15 protein-coding genes are annotated in these 17,017 nt (G+C 50.1%); 8 read left to right on the top strand and 7 right to left on the bottom strand.

All coding sequences use genetic code 11. The features are described from left to right. Positions 1 to 7 precede the first annotated feature (7 nt). On the bottom strand, positions 8 to 799 hold the full coding sequence (gene kdgR, locus AC5JPW_RS16185) for a DNA-binding transcriptional regulator KdgR (protein ID WP_494241913.1): 792 nt from the start codon (positions 797 to 799) through the stop codon (positions 8 to 10). A 177-nt stretch (positions 800 to 976) separates the two neighbouring features. Between kdgR and AC5JPW_RS16180 the strand changes: the two genes are divergently transcribed. Both AC5JPW_RS16180 and AC5JPW_RS16175 read left to right on the top strand, forming a co-directional pair. After that, entirely contained in the window at positions 977 to 2,347 is a 1,371-nt protein-coding gene (locus tag AC5JPW_RS16180; protein WP_494242383.1) for an MFS transporter, read from the top strand. A 209-nt stretch (positions 2,348 to 2,556) separates the two neighbouring features. Beyond that, positions 2,557 to 3,405 carry a hypothetical protein gene (locus AC5JPW_RS16175; RefSeq protein WP_494241912.1) on the top strand — a complete coding sequence of 283 codons (849 nt, stop codon included), beginning with the start codon at positions 2,557 to 2,559 and terminating at the stop codon, positions 3,403 to 3,405. 72 nt (positions 3,406 to 3,477) lie between these two features. On the opposite strand, the gene htpX is transcribed toward AC5JPW_RS16175, so the two are convergent. The 4 genes from htpX to AC5JPW_RS16155 all read right to left on the bottom strand — a co-directional run bounded on the left by htpX (position 3,478) and on the right by AC5JPW_RS16155 (position 7,904). After that, complete coding sequence (gene htpX / locus AC5JPW_RS16170; RefSeq protein ID WP_494241910.1) at positions 3,478 to 4,359, bottom strand: protease HtpX; 882 nt, start codon at positions 4,357 to 4,359, stop codon at positions 3,478 to 3,480. 196 nt (positions 4,360 to 4,555) lie between these two features. Next, positions 4,556 to 6,604 carry a carboxy terminal-processing peptidase gene (gene prc / locus AC5JPW_RS16165; RefSeq protein ID WP_494241908.1) on the bottom strand — a complete coding sequence of 683 codons (2,049 nt, stop codon included), beginning with the start codon at positions 6,602 to 6,604 and terminating at the stop codon, positions 4,556 to 4,558. Positions 6,605 to 6,623: 19 nt separating this feature from the next. After that, a complete protein-coding gene (gene proQ, locus AC5JPW_RS16160) occupies positions 6,624 to 7,310 on the bottom strand; it encodes an RNA chaperone ProQ (RefSeq protein WP_494241906.1) in 687 nt (228 codons plus the stop codon). 96 nt (positions 7,311 to 7,406) lie between these two features. Continuing rightward, a complete protein-coding gene (locus AC5JPW_RS16155; protein ID WP_494241904.1) occupies positions 7,407 to 7,904 on the bottom strand; it encodes a GAF domain-containing protein in 498 nt (165 codons plus the stop codon). A 133-nt stretch (positions 7,905 to 8,037) separates the two neighbouring features. On the opposite strand from AC5JPW_RS16155, the gene yebS reads away from it, so the two are divergent. The 5 genes from yebS to AC5JPW_RS16130 all read left to right on the top strand — a co-directional run bounded on the left by yebS (position 8,038) and on the right by AC5JPW_RS16130 (position 14,090). Then, on the top strand, positions 8,038 to 9,321 hold the full coding sequence (gene yebS, locus AC5JPW_RS16150) for a membrane integrity lipid transport subunit YebS (RefSeq protein WP_494241902.1): 1,284 nt from the start codon (positions 8,038 to 8,040) through the stop codon (positions 9,319 to 9,321). Next, the gene (locus tag AC5JPW_RS16145; protein WP_494241900.1) at positions 9,290 to 11,923 is read left to right on the top strand and encodes a PqiB family protein; all 2,634 of its coding nucleotides are present in this window, start codon (positions 9,290 to 9,292) and stop codon (positions 11,921 to 11,923) included. Before yebS ends, AC5JPW_RS16145 begins: the two co-directional genes overlap by 32 nt. Positions 11,924 to 12,002: 79 nt before the next feature. Beyond that, complete coding sequence (gene rsmF / locus AC5JPW_RS16140; RefSeq protein ID WP_494241898.1) at positions 12,003 to 13,445, top strand: 16S rRNA (cytosine(1407)-C(5))-methyltransferase RsmF; 1,443 nt, start codon at positions 12,003 to 12,005, stop codon at positions 13,443 to 13,445. A gap of 109 nt (positions 13,446 to 13,554) precedes the next feature. Continuing rightward, entirely contained in the window at positions 13,555 to 13,794 is a 240-nt protein-coding gene (locus AC5JPW_RS16135; RefSeq protein WP_494241896.1) for a YebV family protein, read from the top strand. A gap of 104 nt (positions 13,795 to 13,898) precedes the next feature. Further along, the gene (locus tag AC5JPW_RS16130; RefSeq protein WP_494241894.1) at positions 13,899 to 14,090 is read left to right on the top strand and encodes a YdfD/YebW family protein; all 192 of its coding nucleotides are present in this window, start codon (positions 13,899 to 13,901) and stop codon (positions 14,088 to 14,090) included. On the opposite strand, the gene pphA is transcribed toward AC5JPW_RS16130, so the two are convergent. Then, on the bottom strand, positions 14,091 to 14,735 hold the full coding sequence (gene pphA, locus AC5JPW_RS16125; RefSeq protein ID WP_494241892.1) for a protein-serine/threonine phosphatase: 645 nt from the start codon (positions 14,733 to 14,735) through the stop codon (positions 14,091 to 14,093). It abuts the gene before it with no gap. A 171-nt stretch (positions 14,736 to 14,906) separates the two neighbouring features. On the opposite strand from pphA, the gene AC5JPW_RS16120 reads away from it, so the two are divergent. After that, positions 14,907 to 15,848 carry a VirK/YbjX family protein gene (locus AC5JPW_RS16120; RefSeq protein WP_494241891.1) on the top strand — a complete coding sequence of 314 codons (942 nt, stop codon included), beginning with the start codon at positions 14,907 to 14,909 and terminating at the stop codon, positions 15,846 to 15,848. A gap of 448 nt (positions 15,849 to 16,296) precedes the next feature. On the opposite strand, the gene AC5JPW_RS16115 is transcribed toward AC5JPW_RS16120, so the two are convergent. After that, positions 16,297 to 16,515, bottom strand: a complete 219-nt coding sequence (locus tag AC5JPW_RS16115; RefSeq protein WP_494241890.1) for a hypothetical protein — start codon at positions 16,513 to 16,515, stop codon at positions 16,297 to 16,299. Between the last annotated feature and the right edge of the window lie 502 nt (positions 16,516 to 17,017).

The raw sequence follows: 17,017 nt of genomic DNA, 5'->3' as shown, positions 1-17,017 counted from the left end.
TTTTTCATCAGAACGGATAAGCGTTATAGCCCATCTGCTCGGAGATCTTACGGGCGGCCTGATGCAGCATTTCAACATACTCATGCAAACGTTCTTCAGAGAAACGCAGCGTCGGGAAAGAAATACTCAACCCAGCAATCACCACGCCAAAGCGGTCGAATACGGGCACACCGATGCAGCGCAACCCTTCTTCCTGCTCCTCGTTATCTTCGCCATAGCCCTGCTGGCGTACCACATCCAGCATGGTAAGGAGTTCTTCTGTACTGGTAATGGTGCGTTCTGTACTGCGTTTATACTCAACACCGTCGAGAATTTGCAGCACGTCATCACGTTCGCGCCAGGCCAGCAGCACTTTACCAATCGCCGTACTATAAAGCGGATTACGACGTCCAATGCGCGAGTACATGCGCAGGTTGTACATTGAGTCGATTTTATGGATGTAGACAATACTGTCTTCATCCAGTGCACCCAAGTGAATCGTCTCTTTGGTCAGGCGAGACAACTCACGCATCTGAATATCTGCGCTACGGATCAGATCCACGTTTTGCAAGGCGCGAGCACCCAATTCAAACAGTTTGAGCGTCAAAGAGTACTTCTCGGACTCGCCTTCCTGAGCAACATAACCTAACGACTTCATGGTTTGCAAAAAGCGGTAGACGGTACTCTTTGACATCATGACACGCTGTGACAATTCAGTGATGCCGATTTCACGCTCTTCGCCAAGCGCCTGCAGAATGCCAAATACTTTCAGTACGGAAGAAACAGAATCTGGCTGTTTATCCAAATCTGCGATTGCCATTAATCACCTCATCGCCAGTGTTTTATAAAAATTAGAATAGTTTTTTATTATAAATTTCTCGCCACTCTGCCGCAATGCACGTGTGGCAACTTCGTTACAAATCTGCGATATAAAACCAAAAACGCAATGATAGAATCATTATACAAATGACTTTTCAGCCTGATGCCAATCCACCTTATGCAAAAATCCACCTCTGACGGCTTAGCGTTACCTCAGCGCTATGGCGCTATTTTGACCATTGTCATTGGGATTACCATGGCGGTTCTGGATGGCGCGATTGCCAATGTCGCGCTCCCGACGATCGCCCGTGATCTGCACGCCTCCCCTGCCAGTTCTATCTGGATCGTTAATGCGTATCAAATCGCTATTGTTGTCTCATTACTGACACTCTCTTTCCTCGGCGATATGTTCGGCTATCGGCGGGTTTATCAATATGGTCTGGTTCTCTTTACCCTCACCTCCCTTTTATGTGCATTGTCAGACTCACTGCTCACCTTAACGTTTGCACGCATCGCCCAGGGATTGGGTGGGGCCGCATTAATGAGTGTTAATACTGCGCTAATACGTTTGATTTACCCTCAACGCCAGCTTGGGCGTGGTATGGGTATTAACTCATTTGTGGTCGCAGTTTCTTCCGCGGCTGGCCCTACCATTGCCGCAGCCATTCTCTCCGTCGCCTCGTGGCAGTGGCTTTTTTTGATCAACGTTCCGCTTGGCATTATCGCCCTTTTACTGGCGATTCGTTATCTCCCGGCCAATGGTCCACGCTGCGTCATGCCGAAATTTGATCTGCCAAGCGCGGTGATGAATGCGCTGACATTTGGTTTGTTGATCACCGCATTAAGTGGATTTGCCCAAGGGCAATCCACAATACTTATCCTTTCTGAAATCGCCGTCATGCTGGCGATCGGTACCGTTTTCGTGCGGCGGCAGTTGAGTTTGCCAATTCCGTTGTTGCCGGTCGACCTGCTGCGCATACCTCTCTTTTCGCTCTCCATTTGTACCTCAATTTGCTCTTTCTGCGCACAGATGCTGGCGCTGGTCTCGTTGCCCTTCTTTCTGCAGAGCGTCGTGGGACGTAGCGAGGTTGAGACTGGTTTATTGCTGACCCCCTGGCCGCTGGCGACGATGGTAATGGCCCCCCTGGCCGGTTACCTGATCGAACGCGTGCATGCAGGTCTCCTTGGGGCATTAGGCCTTATGATGATGGCGGCAGGACTCTTTGCACTCGCCATGTTGCCAACCGAACCTGCGGATATGGATATCATCTGGCGTATGGCACTTTGTGGTGCCGGGTTTGGCCTCTTTCAATCGCCCAACAACCATACCATTATCAGCTCGGCACCTCGTCAGCGTAGTGGCGGGGCAAGTGGCATGCTGGGCACGGCACGATTACTGGGCCAGAGCACAGGTGCGGCGCTAGTCGCGCTGATGTTTAACATGTTCAGTGATAGTGGAACACACACTTCTTTGCTGCTTGCTGGTGCTCTGGCGGCGATAGCGGCAATTGTCAGTGGATTGCGCATTACTCAGCCAAGAGCGGTATAAGTCATCTCCCTTATCACTGGTAAAAATCACCCTATCTAATACAAAAGATGATTTGAAACTGACTATAACCTGACTCAGCAGTGGGTGAAAAACTGAGAAACTCTCAGACAATGATGCAATAAGGAGACTTTCTACGCACTTACCCTGAATGATTTGGTGTAGAGTGCTGTGTTATTCTTAGCGGGATAGAAAAAGAGGAAGTGAAAAAGATGCACCATTTATTTCTGGAATTCCCCGCCTTAAAGCCCGGTGTGCCAGACGTACAAGCCTTAATGAACGTTATTCGTTCAGAAGAACAGACGGCCTTTGTTATCAGCGCGGATGTTGTGAAATTTGTCAGAGATGCCTTAATCGTCAATACCACTATTACCAGTTTTAAGAATTGTCGTTTCGCGTTTAATGAAGGAAGAGAATTTATTGAATTTGATAGCAACGGGAAGTCACGCTGCTTTGCGGATATACCAGACTGGTTTATTTCGCCAGGCGAGTTCTCCCGCTCCCAGTGGCTCATCAACCACAATCTTGCCAGTGTAAGTGCACCTGAATTTATTGAAGAACTTATGACCTGGCCGCTCAAGGAGCGTAGAGAGCATTGTGATCTGCTGTTTGACCTCGGACTCCAGAAAAAAACGACCTCTTCAGAAACGTCGTTTGCGAGCAAATCGGGGAACAAGAATCGCATCACTACAAAACCCAAAATCAACGACATTGGCTCTGTCGAGATTTTCCAACAATTCTTTGCCCGACTGAAAAAAGCGGTGTCGGCTGATGAATTCCCGACGCTGCAAATTTTGACGGACAGTGACGATGTCTCCCGGGTACCCGTCTCGCTTAAAGGGGCGGTTCGAACCTGGTTCAAATGTATTACAAATGAATTGCCCCCCAATAACAAACGTGTGGATGCCGGTAATGCCGAGCTCTTCTGTGCCCCTATTCGTGAGCAAATTCAACAAATTGAAGCCTTCGGTGTCGAACGCTACTATCAGGAAATGTCTCGCGCTATCGCTGACGCAGGGGACCAATTTATCGCCGATTTCTCGTTTGATATTCGAAGATAGAACCAAACGTTATTTCCGTTTTTATGCATAAAAAAAGCGCGTCCAAGACGCGCTTTTTTATTCGATTACAGGTTACTTCAGATAAGCTCCGCTACGCAGTGCTTCGATACGTTTATCCAGCGGTGGGTGAGTCATAAACAGCTCACTCAGGGATTTAGATTTTCCGTTAATACAGAAGGCCATCATGGTGCTGGCTTCCTGCGGCTCGTAGCTGGTTTTCAAACGCTGGAGCGCAGCAATCATTTTCTCACGCCCTACGAGTTTGGCTGAACCAGCATCTGCATGGAATTCACGGTGACGTGAGAACCACATGGTGATGATGCTGGCCAGAATACCGAACACTAACTCCAGAACCGTTGCCACAACGAAATAGATCATCGGGTTACCGTTGCTCTCTTCACCCTCATCTCGGTTGCCGCCCATAAAGCCGGCCGCAATCTGTGCCAAAATACGCGAGATGAAAATTACAAAGGTGTTCACTACGCCCTGAATCAGCGTCATGGTAACCATATCACCATTGGCAATATGGCTTATCTCGTGCGCGATTACCGCTTCCGCTTCATCACGGCTCATGTTCTGTAAAAGCCCGGTGCTCACGGCAACCAAAGATGCATCACGACGTGCGCCTGTTGCAAACGCGTTGATATCAGGCGCGTGATAGATAGCAACCTGTGGCATGGCGATCCCTGCCTGGCGCGACTGATTTGCAACCGTGTCCATTAACCAGCGTTCCATGTCATTACGTGGTTGCTCGATAACTTCACCGCCAACCGACTTCAGCGCCATCCATTTTGACATCAGCAACGAAATGAAGGAGCCGCCAAAACCGAACAACAGCGCCATGATTAACAGCCCCTGGACGCTGCTCGACCGGATACCCGTCAGGCTGAGCACAAGGCCGAATACTAACATCACGGCCAGGTTCGTCAGCAGGAAGAGCGCGATACGCATCATAATTTTCTTTTAACCTCTATTTAACAACACGCACTATGCGATTACCCACATCGTATGGGTAATGGCGCTATTTTCAAGCATCAGGATGCTGTAAGTGACCAGAAAGACACAACTTTACATTTTGTAGCATAATGCTGACGCCAAAATGAACTTGTTAAAAAAACAGGCACAATTTCTTGTGCCTGTCAGGGGGATTTTATTTTGCGGGAGCCGGTTGAACCGCCGGCTTGTCTTTATCCAGTGCGGCAAGATCAAGCGCGATATGAACCGTTTCATCCAGGTATGGATCGGGCTCTTTATAATCCTTCGGCAGATCGTCCAGTTTTTTCAACGCGGGCTTCCCTTCTCGCTTGAAGCGATCGTTGAGACGGCTCAGACGAATTGCATCATCTTCAGCATTCTCTTTCTCACGCTGTGCGAAGTTGAGAGAGACCTGGTTACGTTTATCTTTCAGGGCATCAAAACGCGCGATATCCTTGATGATGTACTGGAACTCAGGATCCTGCGCGATGCGCTCATCATGCTTCTTCAGTAACTCGGGACCAAACGGTTTCATGTCGCCAGACTTCGTATAGGTGGCAGCGTTGATGCTGTCCCACGGCAATGCGTTGTCTTCGAATTTCTCACCCGTTTCAGTCACTTGCGTACCGGTTGGCATGATGATGTCCGGGGTGACACCTTTACGCTGAGTACTACCGCCGTTCACACGATAGAACTTCTGAATGGTGTACTGGACTGAGCCCAGCGCAGGCCATTCAGGGCGCAACATCTGATCGTAAATGCGGTTCAGCGAGCGATACTGCTGGACCGTACCTTTACCAAAGGTCGGTTCGCCCACAATCAGCGCACGGCCATAATCCTGCATTGCCGCAGCAAAGATTTCTGACGCAGAAGCACTGAAGCGATCAACCAGAACAACCAGCGGTCCTTTGTAGTAGACCACTCCATCGGTGTCGCTATCTTCACGGACCTTACCGTTGTTATCACGCACCTGTACAACCGGACCAGACGGGATAAAGAGACCAGAAAGTGAAACCGCTTCAGTCAGCGCACCGCCACCGTTGGTACGCAGATCGATAACCACACTGCTGACGTTCTGTTTTTCCAGTTTCTGCAACTGAACCTTCACGTCATCAGTCAGACCGACGTAGAAACCAGGGATATCAAGTACGCCCACTTTTTCTTTGCCGACGGTTTTCACCGACATTTTCACTGCACGGTCTTCAAGGCGGATTCGTTCACGCGTCAACGTAACGGTACGCGTCTTGGTGCCTTTACCCGCAGGTAAAATATCCAGACGTACTTTGCTGCCTTTCGGCCCTTTGATCAGCGCCACTACGTCGTCCAGACGCCAGCCAATGACATCGACCATGTTCTGCCCGGTCTGACCTACGCCCACAATGCGGTCGCCAACGCTAATGGCTTTGCTCTTGGCTGCCGGACCACCCGCAACCATAGAGTTAATGACGGTGTAGTCATCATCCATTTGCAGCACAGCCCCAATACCTTCAAGAGACAAGCTCATCTCAGTATTGAACTGCTCGGTGTTACGCGGAGACAGGTAGTTAGTATGCGGGTCGATTTCACGCGCAAAGGACGTCATCGCCAGTGAGAAGACATCTTCGCTGTTGGTTTGTGCCAGACGGCGAATCGCGAATTTGTAGCGACGGGTCAGAGTCTCTCGCACTTCCTGATCGTTTTTACCGGTCAGTTTAAGGCTCAACTCGTCATACTTGACCTTGCTGTCCCAGAGCGCATTAAGCTCAGCCTGATCTTTTGGCCATGGTGCTTTGCTGCGATCCAGATTGAACGTGTCATTGCCGGAGAAATCCATCGGACGCTCAAGCACCTTGAGCGCGTACTGATAGCGTTCAAAACGACGTTTTTGTGCAAGGTTATACAGATCGTAAAAGACGTCCAGTTTGCCGCTACGTAGCTCATCGCCCAGTATCGTTTTCTTCTGTGCAAACTGCTCGACGTCACTGGCTAACAGCACGTTATGGCTGTAATCCAGTAAATTCAGGTATCGATCAAAAATCTTTGCCGAGAAGGCCTGATCCAGATCGAATTGACGATAATGTGAACGCGTAAAACGCGATGTGACGCGTTCACTTACCGTGGCATGCTGCGTCTCTTCCTTTAACACCGGAATCTGATCAGCACGCGTAATCTCTTCAGCAGCGAATACCTGACCTGTTATTAACAACAGGCCAGCCAACGCGGTGCGCTTAAACAAAGTGTTCATGCCAGGCCAGGCCTCCGTTTCAGAACATCAAATGTTCTGCGCGTACAATCATCGACATACCCGAAGTAAGCTGTACGCGAACGCCATCTTTGGTGATTTCCAAAATGGTGGCATCCATCGCATTATTACCCGCTTTTACCTTAAGACTCTGTCCCACGCTCAGTACAGATAAGTCTGAAACTGGAGTGTGGTGCTCTTCTTTCGGTGCACGTTGGGGTTTAGCGGCAGGTTTATCAGCACGCACTTTTTGCTCACCGCCTTCTTTGCGACGCGGAGCAGGACGCGGTTTACGCTCACGGCGGGGCGTCTCTTCAGTCTCTCCGGCGGCAGCGGCTGCTTCACGTTTTTTCGCTTGCTGCTCAGCACGTTGCGCCTGAACGCGTGCTTTAGCTTCTTCAAGCTGTTTACGTGCATGCTCAACGTGTTGCTCATCCAGCACGCCACATGCGTTGCCGTCGAGATCGACACGGATCGCGCCAGCTTTGATACCGTACAGGTAACGCCAGCTCGATGTATAAAGACGTAAGGCTGAACGAAGCTGAGTTTTGCTGAGGCTCATCTCACCTTCAACACGCTCAACTAAATCCTGAAAAATACCAATTTTCAGGGGACGCGCTTCGCCTTCAGCACTGAAACAGTGAGGAAAACGTTCGGCCAGAAACGCGATAACTTCTTTACTGCTATTCAACTTAGGTTGATTTTCCATGAAATTTCCTGATTACAACGGACGTTGCCAACAAGCGCAGGCATGAACAGGCGTCATTATAATGACGCTATTCATAATTGCTACGTTATCCGTTGATTATCCTGCGACGTCCGCAAAGAATTTTTTATAATCGGTGTGCTCGAGAACGTTTTGCAGGTGAGAAACAAGCTCACGCAGGCCACCCTCGTCGTCAATCGTAAAGCGTGAAAACTCAACGCTATCGATATCCAGTACCCCAATAATTTTATTATTCAGCGTAATCGGCAATACGATCTCAGAATTACTGGCGGCATCGCAGGCAATATGCCCATCAAATTGATGCACATCTTCCACTCGCTGCACGCTATTCTGCGCCACTGCCGTACCGCACACGCCGCGCCCTACCGGGATCCGCACGCAAGCCAGTTTGCCCTGGAACGGCCCCAGGACCAGCGTATCGCCTTCAAGAAGATAAAAGCCTGCCCAGTTCACACCACTTAAGCGCTCAAACAGCAACGCACTGGTATTCGCCAGAGTGGCTAAAAAACTGGTTTCGCCTGCCATTAACGCCTGAAAATCACGGTTTAAATCCGCGTAAAATTCTGTTTTGTTCATTTTCCAATCACTTTAAGTCTTACTTTGGTCATACTGCATAGCCTATTAAAATAAGCATTAAATGCGTTGATGCTCAAGAAGTTCCATTCATGAGTTAAGATAGAAGCATTCCCGAATTACTCATTTGCATGCAATGGCCCTAAAAAACCGACAGATAACGCCTGCTAAAAAAATGGCTGTTCACGCCATCGGCGATGCATTGCCACGCGCACACTATCAGCGATGCCCGCAATGCGATACGCTTTTTGCACTGCCTGCCATGAAATCGCACCAAAGTGCCTTTTGTCCGTGCTGTGACGCCAGGATCCGCGACGGGCGTGATTGGTCATTAGCTCGCCTGGCGGCCATGGCAATCACCATGTTACTCCTAATGCCATTTGCCTGGAGTGAGCCACTGCTTCACCTGTATTTACTTGGAGTGCGCATTGATGCCGATTTATTACAGGGTATCTGGCAAATTGTGGCTCAGGGCGATCCCATCACGGCGGCAATGGTGCTGTTCTGCTCCGTCGGTGCGCCACTCATTCTGGTTATTGCCATTGCTTACTTGTGGCTGGGTAACATTCTTGGGATGAATCTTCGCCCCATTCTGTTGATGCTGGAGAAGCTCAAAGAGTGGGTGATGCTGGATATCTATCTTGTCGGCATTGGTGTGGCGTCTATCAAAGTCCAGGATTACGCATTTTTACGCCCTGGCATTGGGCTTGTCGCGTTTATCGCATTGGTGTTGCTCAGCATTATGACTATCACACATCTGAATGTTGAGCAGCTCTGGGAACGCTTTTACCCTCAGCGCCCGGCAAAACGTCCCGATGAAAAACTCCGTGTCTGTCTGGGATGCCATTTTACCGGCTTCCCCGATCCCCGAGGCCGATGCCCACGCTGCCATATTCCCTTGCGACTTCGTCGACGTCAGAGCGTACAAAAATGCTGGGCTGCACTTATCGCCTCCATCATTTTTCTGTTTCCGGCCAATCTATTGCCCATCTCGGTAATCTATGTCAATGGTGCGCGTCAGCAAGATACAATCATGTCAGGGATTATCTCTCTTGCTAACAGCAACGTTGCCGTTGCCGCCGTGGTATTTATTGCCAGTATTCTGGTGCCATTTACCAAAGTGATTGTGATGCTTACACTTCTTCTTAGCATCCACTTCAAGTTTGAGCAGGGGTTGCGAGCACGCCTCATTTTACTACGTGTTGTCACATGGGTTGGTCGCTGGTCCATGCTTGACCTGTTTGTCATCTCATTGACGATGTCATTGATTAATCGCGACCAATTACTCGCATTTACTATGGGACCGGCTGCGTTTTACTTCGGCGCAGCGGTAATATTGACTATTCTTGCTGTGGAATGGCTGGACAGCCGCTTACTTTGGGATGCACATGAGTCAGGAAACCCCCGCTTCGCCGACTGAAGCGCGCATAAAAACTAAACGTCGCATTTCACCTTTCTGGATTTTGCCAGTCATCGCATTATTGATTGCAGGCTGGCTTGTCTGGAACAGTTATGAAGACCGCGGGAACACCGTCACCATTGATTTTATGTCTGCGGATGGCATCGTCGTAGGCCGTACCCCCGTGCGCTATCAGGGCGTGGAAGTGGGAACGGTGCAGGACATTCGTCTGAGCGAAGATCTGAAGAAAATTGAAGTTCGCGCCAGTATCAAAGCCAATATGAAAGATGCGCTGCGCAGCGATACCCAGTTCTGGCTGGTAACGCCCAAAGCCTCACTGGCAGGGGTATCCGGGCTCGACGCGCTGGTCGGCGGTAACTACATTGGCATGATGCCCGGTAAAGGCGATCCCCAGGAGCATTTCACCGCCCTGGATACGCAGCCAAAGTATCGTCTTAACAACGGCGAGCTGATGATCCATCTGCACGCCCCTGACCTGGGATCGCTGAACAGCGGTTCACTGGTTTACTTCCGTAAAATTCCTGTTGGTCGTGTGTATGACTACGCTATCAACGCTAATAAACAGGGCGTGACGATCGATGTATTAATCGAACGACGCTTCACTAACCTCATCAAAAAAGGCAGCCGCTTCTGGAATGTGTCAGGCGTGGATGCCGATGTGAGCCTGAGCGGGGCAAAAGTGAAGCTTGAAAGCCTTGCCGCGCTGGTTAATGGTGCGATTGCGTTCGACTCTCCGGAAGATTCCGCCCACGCGACGCAGGACGATGAGTTTGGTCTGTACGAAGACCTGGCTCACAGCCAGCGAGGCGTCCTCGTTAAGCTTGATCTACCTGACGGACAGGGGTTGAAAGCAGGGTCAACGCCTCTGATGTATCAGGGGCTGGAAGTAGGTGAACTGACCAAAATTAATCTTGATCCTGGTGGTGCAGTAACTGGCGAGATGACTGTCGATCCGAGCGTGGTTAACCTTCTCCGCGATAATACCCGTGTGGAAATGCGCAGCCCTAAACTCTCGTTGAACAATGCCAGCGTCAGCTCATTGTTGACCGGTACGACGCTTGAACTGGTGCCCGGTGAAGGCCAGCCGCGTAACCATTTTGTCGTTCTCCCGGCCGATAAAACGCTGTTGCAGGAACCCGGTGTTGTAACGCTGACCCTGAAAGCGCCGGAGAGCTATGGCATAGATGCCGGGCAGCCGTTGGTTCTGCATGGTGTGCAAGTCGGCCAGGTGCTGGAGCGGGACCTCACAAACAAAGGTGTATCCTTCGCCATTGCTATCGATCCTCAGTACCGGGATTTAGTGAAAGGCGACAGTAAATTCGTCGTCAATAGCCGTGTGGATGTCAAAGTGGGTCTCGACGGCGTGGAATTCCTCGCCGCCAGTGCCAGCGAGTGGCTTTCCGGTGGCATTCGCATTTTGCCTGGCACCAAAGGCGAAATGAAACCTGACTACCCGCTTTATGCAAATCTCGACAAAGCGCTAGAAAACAGCCTCAGCGACCTGCCCACCACAACCCTGACGCTCACCGCCGACACCCTGCCAGACGTGCAGGCAGGCTCCGTGGTGCTGTACCGTAAATTCCAGGTCGGCGAGATCATTACCGTCCGCCCACGCGCAAACGCGTTTGACATCGAAGTGCATATCAAACCTGAATTCCGCTCATTGCTGACCAGCAACAGTGTGTTCTGGGCTGAAGGTGGCGCAAAAGTGCAACTGAATGGCAGCGGATTGACCGTCCAGGCCTCACCGTTGTCACGCGCAATTAAAGGTGCAATCAGCTTCGATAATCTCAGCGGTGCCGGGGCCAACGCCCGAAAAGGGGACAAACGCATTCTGTATGCCTCTGAAACCGCCGCCCGCGCCGTCGGAAGCCAGATTACTTTGCACGCCTATGATGCCGGTAAACTCTCTACGGGTATGCCGATTCGCTACCTCGGCATCGATATTGGCCAGATTTCTAATTTGCAGCTCATCGCTGATCGTAGTGAAGTTCAGGCCACCGCCGTCTTATATCCGGAATACGTGCAGACTTTTGCACGAGGTGGCACGCGATTCTCTGTTGTCACCCCACAGATCTCAGCTGCAGGTGTTGAGCATCTTGATACCATTTTGCAGCCTTACATCAATGTTGAACCGGGGCACGGTGAAGCCCGTCGTGATTTCGAGATTCAGGAGACGACCATCACGGACTCCCGTTATCTTGATGGTCTGAATATCGTCGTGGAAGCCCCGGAAGCAGGCTCGTTGAATATCGGCACCCCGGTACTGTTCCGAGGCATCGAAGTGGGTACAGTGACTGGCCTGATGTTGGGTTCACTGTCCGACCGTGTGATGGTCGGCTTACGCATCAGTAAGCGCTATCAACACCTGGTGCGGAACAACTCGGTCTTCTGGCTTGCATCAGGTTACTCTCTGGACTTTGGCCTTACTGGTGGCGTAGTAAAAACCGGCACCTTTAATCAGTTCATTCGCGGCGGTGTTGCTTTTGCGACCCCTCCGGGTGTGCCGTTGGCACCGAAAGCACAGCCGGATAAACATTTCCTGCTCCAGGAGAGTGAACCTAAAGAGTGGCGGCAATGGGGCACGGCCCTGCCGCGCTAACGTCCTGACTGCTCCGGCGTGCCTGCGCCGGAGCAGTTATGTTACACTGCGCGCTTGTTCGACTCCTGTGGTGTTCCTTGTGGCTCAAAACGCTGTATATCTTCCTGATGAATTCCTGGCACAAATGCGTGACGCTATGCCAGCCGCCCTCTCCTTCGATGATTTTATTGCAGCCTGCCAGCGTCCTTTGCGCCGAAGTCTGCGCGTCAACACACTGAAAATCTCGGTTCCCGATTTTCTGACGCTCGTTTCGCCGTACCGCTGGCAACTCACACCTATCCCCTGGTGTGAAGAGGGATTCTGGATTGAACGGGAAGATGAAAACGCACTGCCATTAGGTAGTACCGCCGAACACCTCAGTGGCCTGTTTTATATTCAGGAAGCGAGCTCTATGCTGCCTGTAAGCGCCCTCTTCGCCGACGGCAACCAACCTACGCGCGTGATGGATGTCGCTGCCGCTCCAGGTTCGAAAACGACTCAGATCGCCGCCCGCATGGGAAACAAGGGGGCCATTCTTGCCAATGAATACTCTGCCAGCCGCGTAAAAGTACTGCATGCCAATATCAGCCGCTGCGGTATTTCCAATGTCGCCCTGACTCACTTTGACGGTCGCGTCTTTGGTCCGGCATTGCCAGAGATGTTCGATGCTATTCTGCTCGATGCCCCCTGCTCGGGTGAAGGCGTGGTGCGTAAAGATCCCGATGCCTTAAAAAACTGGTCGCACGCCAGCAACCTGGAGATTGCCGCGACACAGCGCGAGCTGATTGACAGTGCTTTTCATGCGCTTCGCCCAGGTGGAACGTTGGTTTATTCGACCTGCACACTTAACCGGGAAGAAAACGAAGCGGTGTGTGATTGGCTGTTACAGCAGTACCCTGATGCAGTTGAGTTTCTGCCACTGGGCGACCTCTTTCCCGGAGCAGAGCAGGCCCTGACCAAGGAGGGTTTTCTGCATGTTTTCCCGCAGATTTACGACTGCGAGGGCTTCTTTGTTGCCCGACTGCATAAACGCGCCTCTATTCCTTCGCTACCTGCCCCGCAGTACAAAGTGGGGAACTTCCCGTTTGCTCGCGTAAAACCGCGCGAAGCCGCTCTCCTTGCCACTGCCGCAGCTAACGTTGGCCTCTCCTGGCCCGATGAGCTGCATCTTTGGCAGCGCGATAAAGAAGTCTGGTTATTCCCCGACGCTATCGAACCGCTTATCGGAAAGGTCCGCTTTTCACGTATCGGACTCAAACTTGCGGAAAGCCACAACAAAGGTTATCGCTGGCAGCACGAGGCCGTGATTGCGCTTGCAGGAACCCAAAACCCTCTGGCATTTGAGCTGTCTCATCTTGAAGCCGAAGAGTGGTATCGCGGGCGTGATGTTTATCCACAAGCAGTGCCAGCAAAGGATGATGTCATTGTTACGCATCAAAACCAGCCGCTGGGACTGGCCAGAAAAATAGGCTCGCGCCTGAAAAACAGTTATCCCCGGGAGTTAGTCCGTGACGGTCGCTTGTTTGCCTCCACCCCCGACTAACGGTTAAAAAAAACGCACAATCTGACTGGCGTCTTGTAATTTGTTGTACCAGGCTGAAGATGGACGGCTGTACTGGTCGTACCACACTTATCCATCAACGGAGAGCATTATGACGAAAACCAGCGTGCGTATCGGCGCCTTCGAAATCGATGATGCCGAATTACAGGGCGAGAATCAGGGCGAGCGAACATTACGCATTCCCTGCTCATCTGACCCGGATTTATGTATGCAACTTGATGCCTGGGACGCAGACACCAGCATTCCTGCGATCCTTGACGGCGAACATTCAGTTTTGTACCGCGAACATTACGATCAAAAGTCTGATACCTGGGTTATGCGTCTTGCCTGATCCAATGGGAACCCGTCCGTAAGACGGGTTATTTACCCCCAGTATTTCCCCTGCCCCCAATCATCCCCTACAATTATGATTCGTTGTCGTGATCCGAGGATGGGATGTTCGCACTGGTCTTGTTTGTTTGCTACCTGGATGGTGGTTGTGACGACATTGTCGTTGATGTGTTTAATACTGAGAAACAGTGCCTGGTTGCGATGGACGTTCAACGTTTACGCTACGGGGGATGTTATCCAGTGGAGGATTTCATTGATGGTTTCTGGCGCCCTGCTCAGGAATACAGTGATTTCTGATTATTGTATTTTTACCATCGTCAGTGTGCCTCCAAAGACGGCACCCGTGTCGATATAATGCTGGTTCTTAACATCTAAACGTTGTTTAAGCGGCGTATGGCCAAACCAGAAATGATCGGCACCTGAAATTATTTTTCCTTTTCCGGACAGGTGCGCATTAATGCGATCTCTGCGCCACAATACTGCTTCCTTATCCACTGGATTTAACCACGTATACTTCGATGCAGGATAGTCTGCGTGGGCGATAATATTTACGCCGTTATGACAATGCACTTCCAGAATATAGGGCAAATGCTGACAGGCTATTAACGCCCTTTCAGCTTGTTGACGCTGGTCTGCTGGTAATCTGCGAAACCAATCTCCCCCGTTGAATTCCCATAGCATCCTGTCATCAAAACTCAGCGCATCCATCGCCATTTGTTCATGATTACCCACCACGCTTTTGAACCATTTTTTTTCCAGCAATTGCAAACAGGCCAGGCTATCAGGCCCACGATCTATAAGATCGCCCACGCAAATGAGCAAATCACGCCAGGGATCGAAACGGTTATCACGTAACTGATCTAGCAGTAAATGATAACAACCATGAAGATCGCCCACGACCCAGATATGACGCCATTTATCACCTTCAATACGCTGATACATAGCTCCCCCTTATTTTTAGTATAGAGAGAAGACTTGACTCTGCGCGAGCGAAGCGAATGTTGTTGCAAACTTCAATCTCACCTAAACGAACCGGAAATAAAGCCCTGGCTAACGTTAATTTATAAACAGGTACTCTTTAAAATGATATGTGAACATACAGAGGTACATATCGTGTCGAATATCAGTCTGCAAAGCAAAAACCTGCAATCATCCCATAGACATATAATTAGCGAACTGGTCAGCGGCCGTTTGATCCCTGGTCCTATCTGGCAGAAGCGTAACTATCGCCTTAAGTTCTTATTGCGCTCACTGCTGTTCTGGTCTCCAACAGTAAAAATGCTGGACGCGCTCTCTCATCGTGCTGATTTTGAGAACCAACTCAGCTCTCAGGTCACCTTACCCAGCAAATGCCATCGACAGTATCTGACGCTTGGCCTTAATGCGGCAAACCGCAGCAATGCGATTGTGAGCCATTATGACTGGCTTGATAGCCAGCTATCCAAACCTGCAGCCATCGCGCTGACCGCCACAACCCCTCAGCAAATTTTGCATTTCAAAGGCAAAGACGACGCAGATTTTTATGTCTATGCCTCAGGTGCACATAAAGCCGAGCGTGAGGGAGAAAGCACGCTGTGGTTTTATGACGGTAATAATGCACTGCTGGCCAGTGTCACGTTCAGCGTGACCTCTGAAAAGGGTAAACGCGCACTTGTTATTGGTGGCTTACAGGGACCGCGTAAAAACGTGTCTCACGACGTTATTAAAGTCGCGACCAAAGCCTGTTTTGGCATATTCCCCAAACGTATGTTGCTGGAGACATTGTGGCAGATGTGTATTAGTACAGGTATCAGTGAAATATATGGTGTTAGCGATAACGGGCATGTTTTCCGTGCATTGCGTTATCGCTTCAGTAAGGGCCGCCATTTCCACGCCAGCTACGACGAATTTTGGTCTTCGATTGAAGGTGAAAGATCTGATAAATTCCGCTGGCGGCTACCTATGCAATTAGCACGGAAACCTCTCGAGGAAATAGCGAGTAAAAAGAGAGCGGAATATCGTCGCCGTTTCCAGCTTCTCGATGAAGTGCAATCCAGCCTGCATGCTTATTTCTAGGCTCTTCTCAGGGCAGATGCCATATTCTGCCCATAGCCATCTAGATCATTCCTTATACACTCAACATTAATTCCAAAATATGTAACGATATATCCTAAAAGCACTTTTTTTCGTGTTAGTGTGAATTTACCATTTGACAGCCCGGAGGGGGCTATCCCAAACCTTAAATTTATTTGCCCGGTTTGCAACGGAAATAAATTCTTTTTTACGCAATTTTGCCCTGAAAAAAGACATCCACATGGGGCATTGTGTTCGGTCTGTGGCGCCCGGCTAACCATTCAGACATGCATCCCGAGAAGACGGAGATGGATTAAGAAGGCATCATAAATGCGGGGCCTCTCCTGAGGCCTCACCACATTTTCATTCGTAGAGTCAGAGGGAAGAATATCCACACTGGAGAAGATTTCTATTGAGAGCCACATTCTTCGCGAATGCAACAGCTACAACATTAATAGAACTGCCGAATTGCCTGTTCAGTCTCACGTGCACTGACAAGGTCTGAAAACTTCGCGATCAGAAATTCCTCCCCATCCAGCACATAGGTTTCAATCGGCAGGTCCAGGAAGGAACGCTGATCGTTTCTATAGCTGACTTTTTTCAGGTCATCTTCCACTGAAACGTGTTCGACCTTACCACCGGGGAGTATCACCACAACATCTTTGCTCATGTCGTTATCCTCAGTTTTGTTTAAATTGCATACGACATTAGCACAGCCTTTTGGTCATCGTCTCTTGTTATGTTTCTGACTCATCGGAGCTGTTATATGAACAAAGCTCATACACCATCACGCTAACCCACTCGTTTTCAGCAAATCGGCTCTCTAACCTTAATAGTGATCAAGAGCCTACTGGTCAGCTGTATAGAGCCATAGCGCAGAGTAGCTAGTAGATAGCGCTGTATCGACTAATGTTCGTACCAATGTTCCAGCAATCCCCTTTTTACAGGTTTTGAGGGGCCGTAATGACCTCCCCTACTCCATCTTTTCACGCCAGGCTGCCGTTCAATTCCCAGAGAATAATACTTCCCACTGTCCTAATATCAGTAGATTTCGTTACCAAAAGCATAATTCCTTCACTTTTCCCAGGAACCTCTGATATTGACGCACGATAATCGTCTCTTTTTTTACTGATGTTCAAATTCCGACCATTCCTGGTGGAGTAATGTCGCTA

It is taken from the genome of Phytobacter sp. (assembly GCF_059074235.1).
The sequence above is the reverse complement of the archived record's forward strand: the minus strand, read 5'-3'. Positions and strand labels throughout refer to the sequence as shown.

What these genes read in the sequence shown, in the direction of transcription:
- kdgR (WP_494241913.1), bottom strand. Translation starts at nt 799, where the DNA reads ATGGCAATCGCAGATTTGGATAAACAGCCAGATTCTGTTTCTTCCGTA.
- AC5JPW_RS16180 (WP_494242383.1), top strand. Translation starts at nt 977, where the DNA reads ATGCAAAAATCCACCTCTGACGGCTTAGCGTTACCTCAGCGCTATGGC.
- AC5JPW_RS16175 (WP_494241912.1), top strand. Translation starts at nt 2,557, where the DNA reads ATGCACCATTTATTTCTGGAATTCCCCGCCTTAAAGCCCGGTGTGCCA.
- htpX (WP_494241910.1), bottom strand. Translation starts at nt 4,359, where the DNA reads ATGATGCGTATCGCGCTCTTCCTGCTGACGAACCTGGCCGTGATGTTA.
- prc (WP_494241908.1), bottom strand. Translation starts at nt 6,604, where the DNA reads ATGAACACTTTGTTTAAGCGCACCGCGTTGGCTGGCCTGTTGTTAATA.
- proQ (WP_494241906.1), bottom strand. Translation starts at nt 7,310, where the DNA reads ATGGAAAATCAACCTAAGTTGAATAGCAGTAAAGAAGTTATCGCGTTT.
- AC5JPW_RS16155 (WP_494241904.1), bottom strand. Translation starts at nt 7,904, where the DNA reads ATGAACAAAACAGAATTTTACGCGGATTTAAACCGTGATTTTCAGGCG.
- yebS (WP_494241902.1), top strand. Translation starts at nt 8,038, where the DNA reads ATGGCCCTAAAAAACCGACAGATAACGCCTGCTAAAAAAATGGCTGTT.
- AC5JPW_RS16145 (WP_494241900.1), top strand. Translation starts at nt 9,290, where the DNA reads ATGAGTCAGGAAACCCCCGCTTCGCCGACTGAAGCGCGCATAAAAACT.
- AC5JPW_RS16135 (WP_494241896.1), top strand. Translation starts at nt 13,555, where the DNA reads ATGACGAAAACCAGCGTGCGTATCGGCGCCTTCGAAATCGATGATGCC.
- AC5JPW_RS16130 (WP_494241894.1), top strand. Translation starts at nt 13,899, where the DNA reads ATGTTCGCACTGGTCTTGTTTGTTTGCTACCTGGATGGTGGTTGTGAC.
- pphA (WP_494241892.1), bottom strand. Translation starts at nt 14,735, where the DNA reads ATGTATCAGCGTATTGAAGGTGATAAATGGCGTCATATCTGGGTCGTG.
- AC5JPW_RS16115 (WP_494241890.1), bottom strand. Translation starts at nt 16,515, where the DNA reads ATGAGCAAAGATGTTGTGGTGATACTCCCCGGTGGTAAGGTCGAACAC.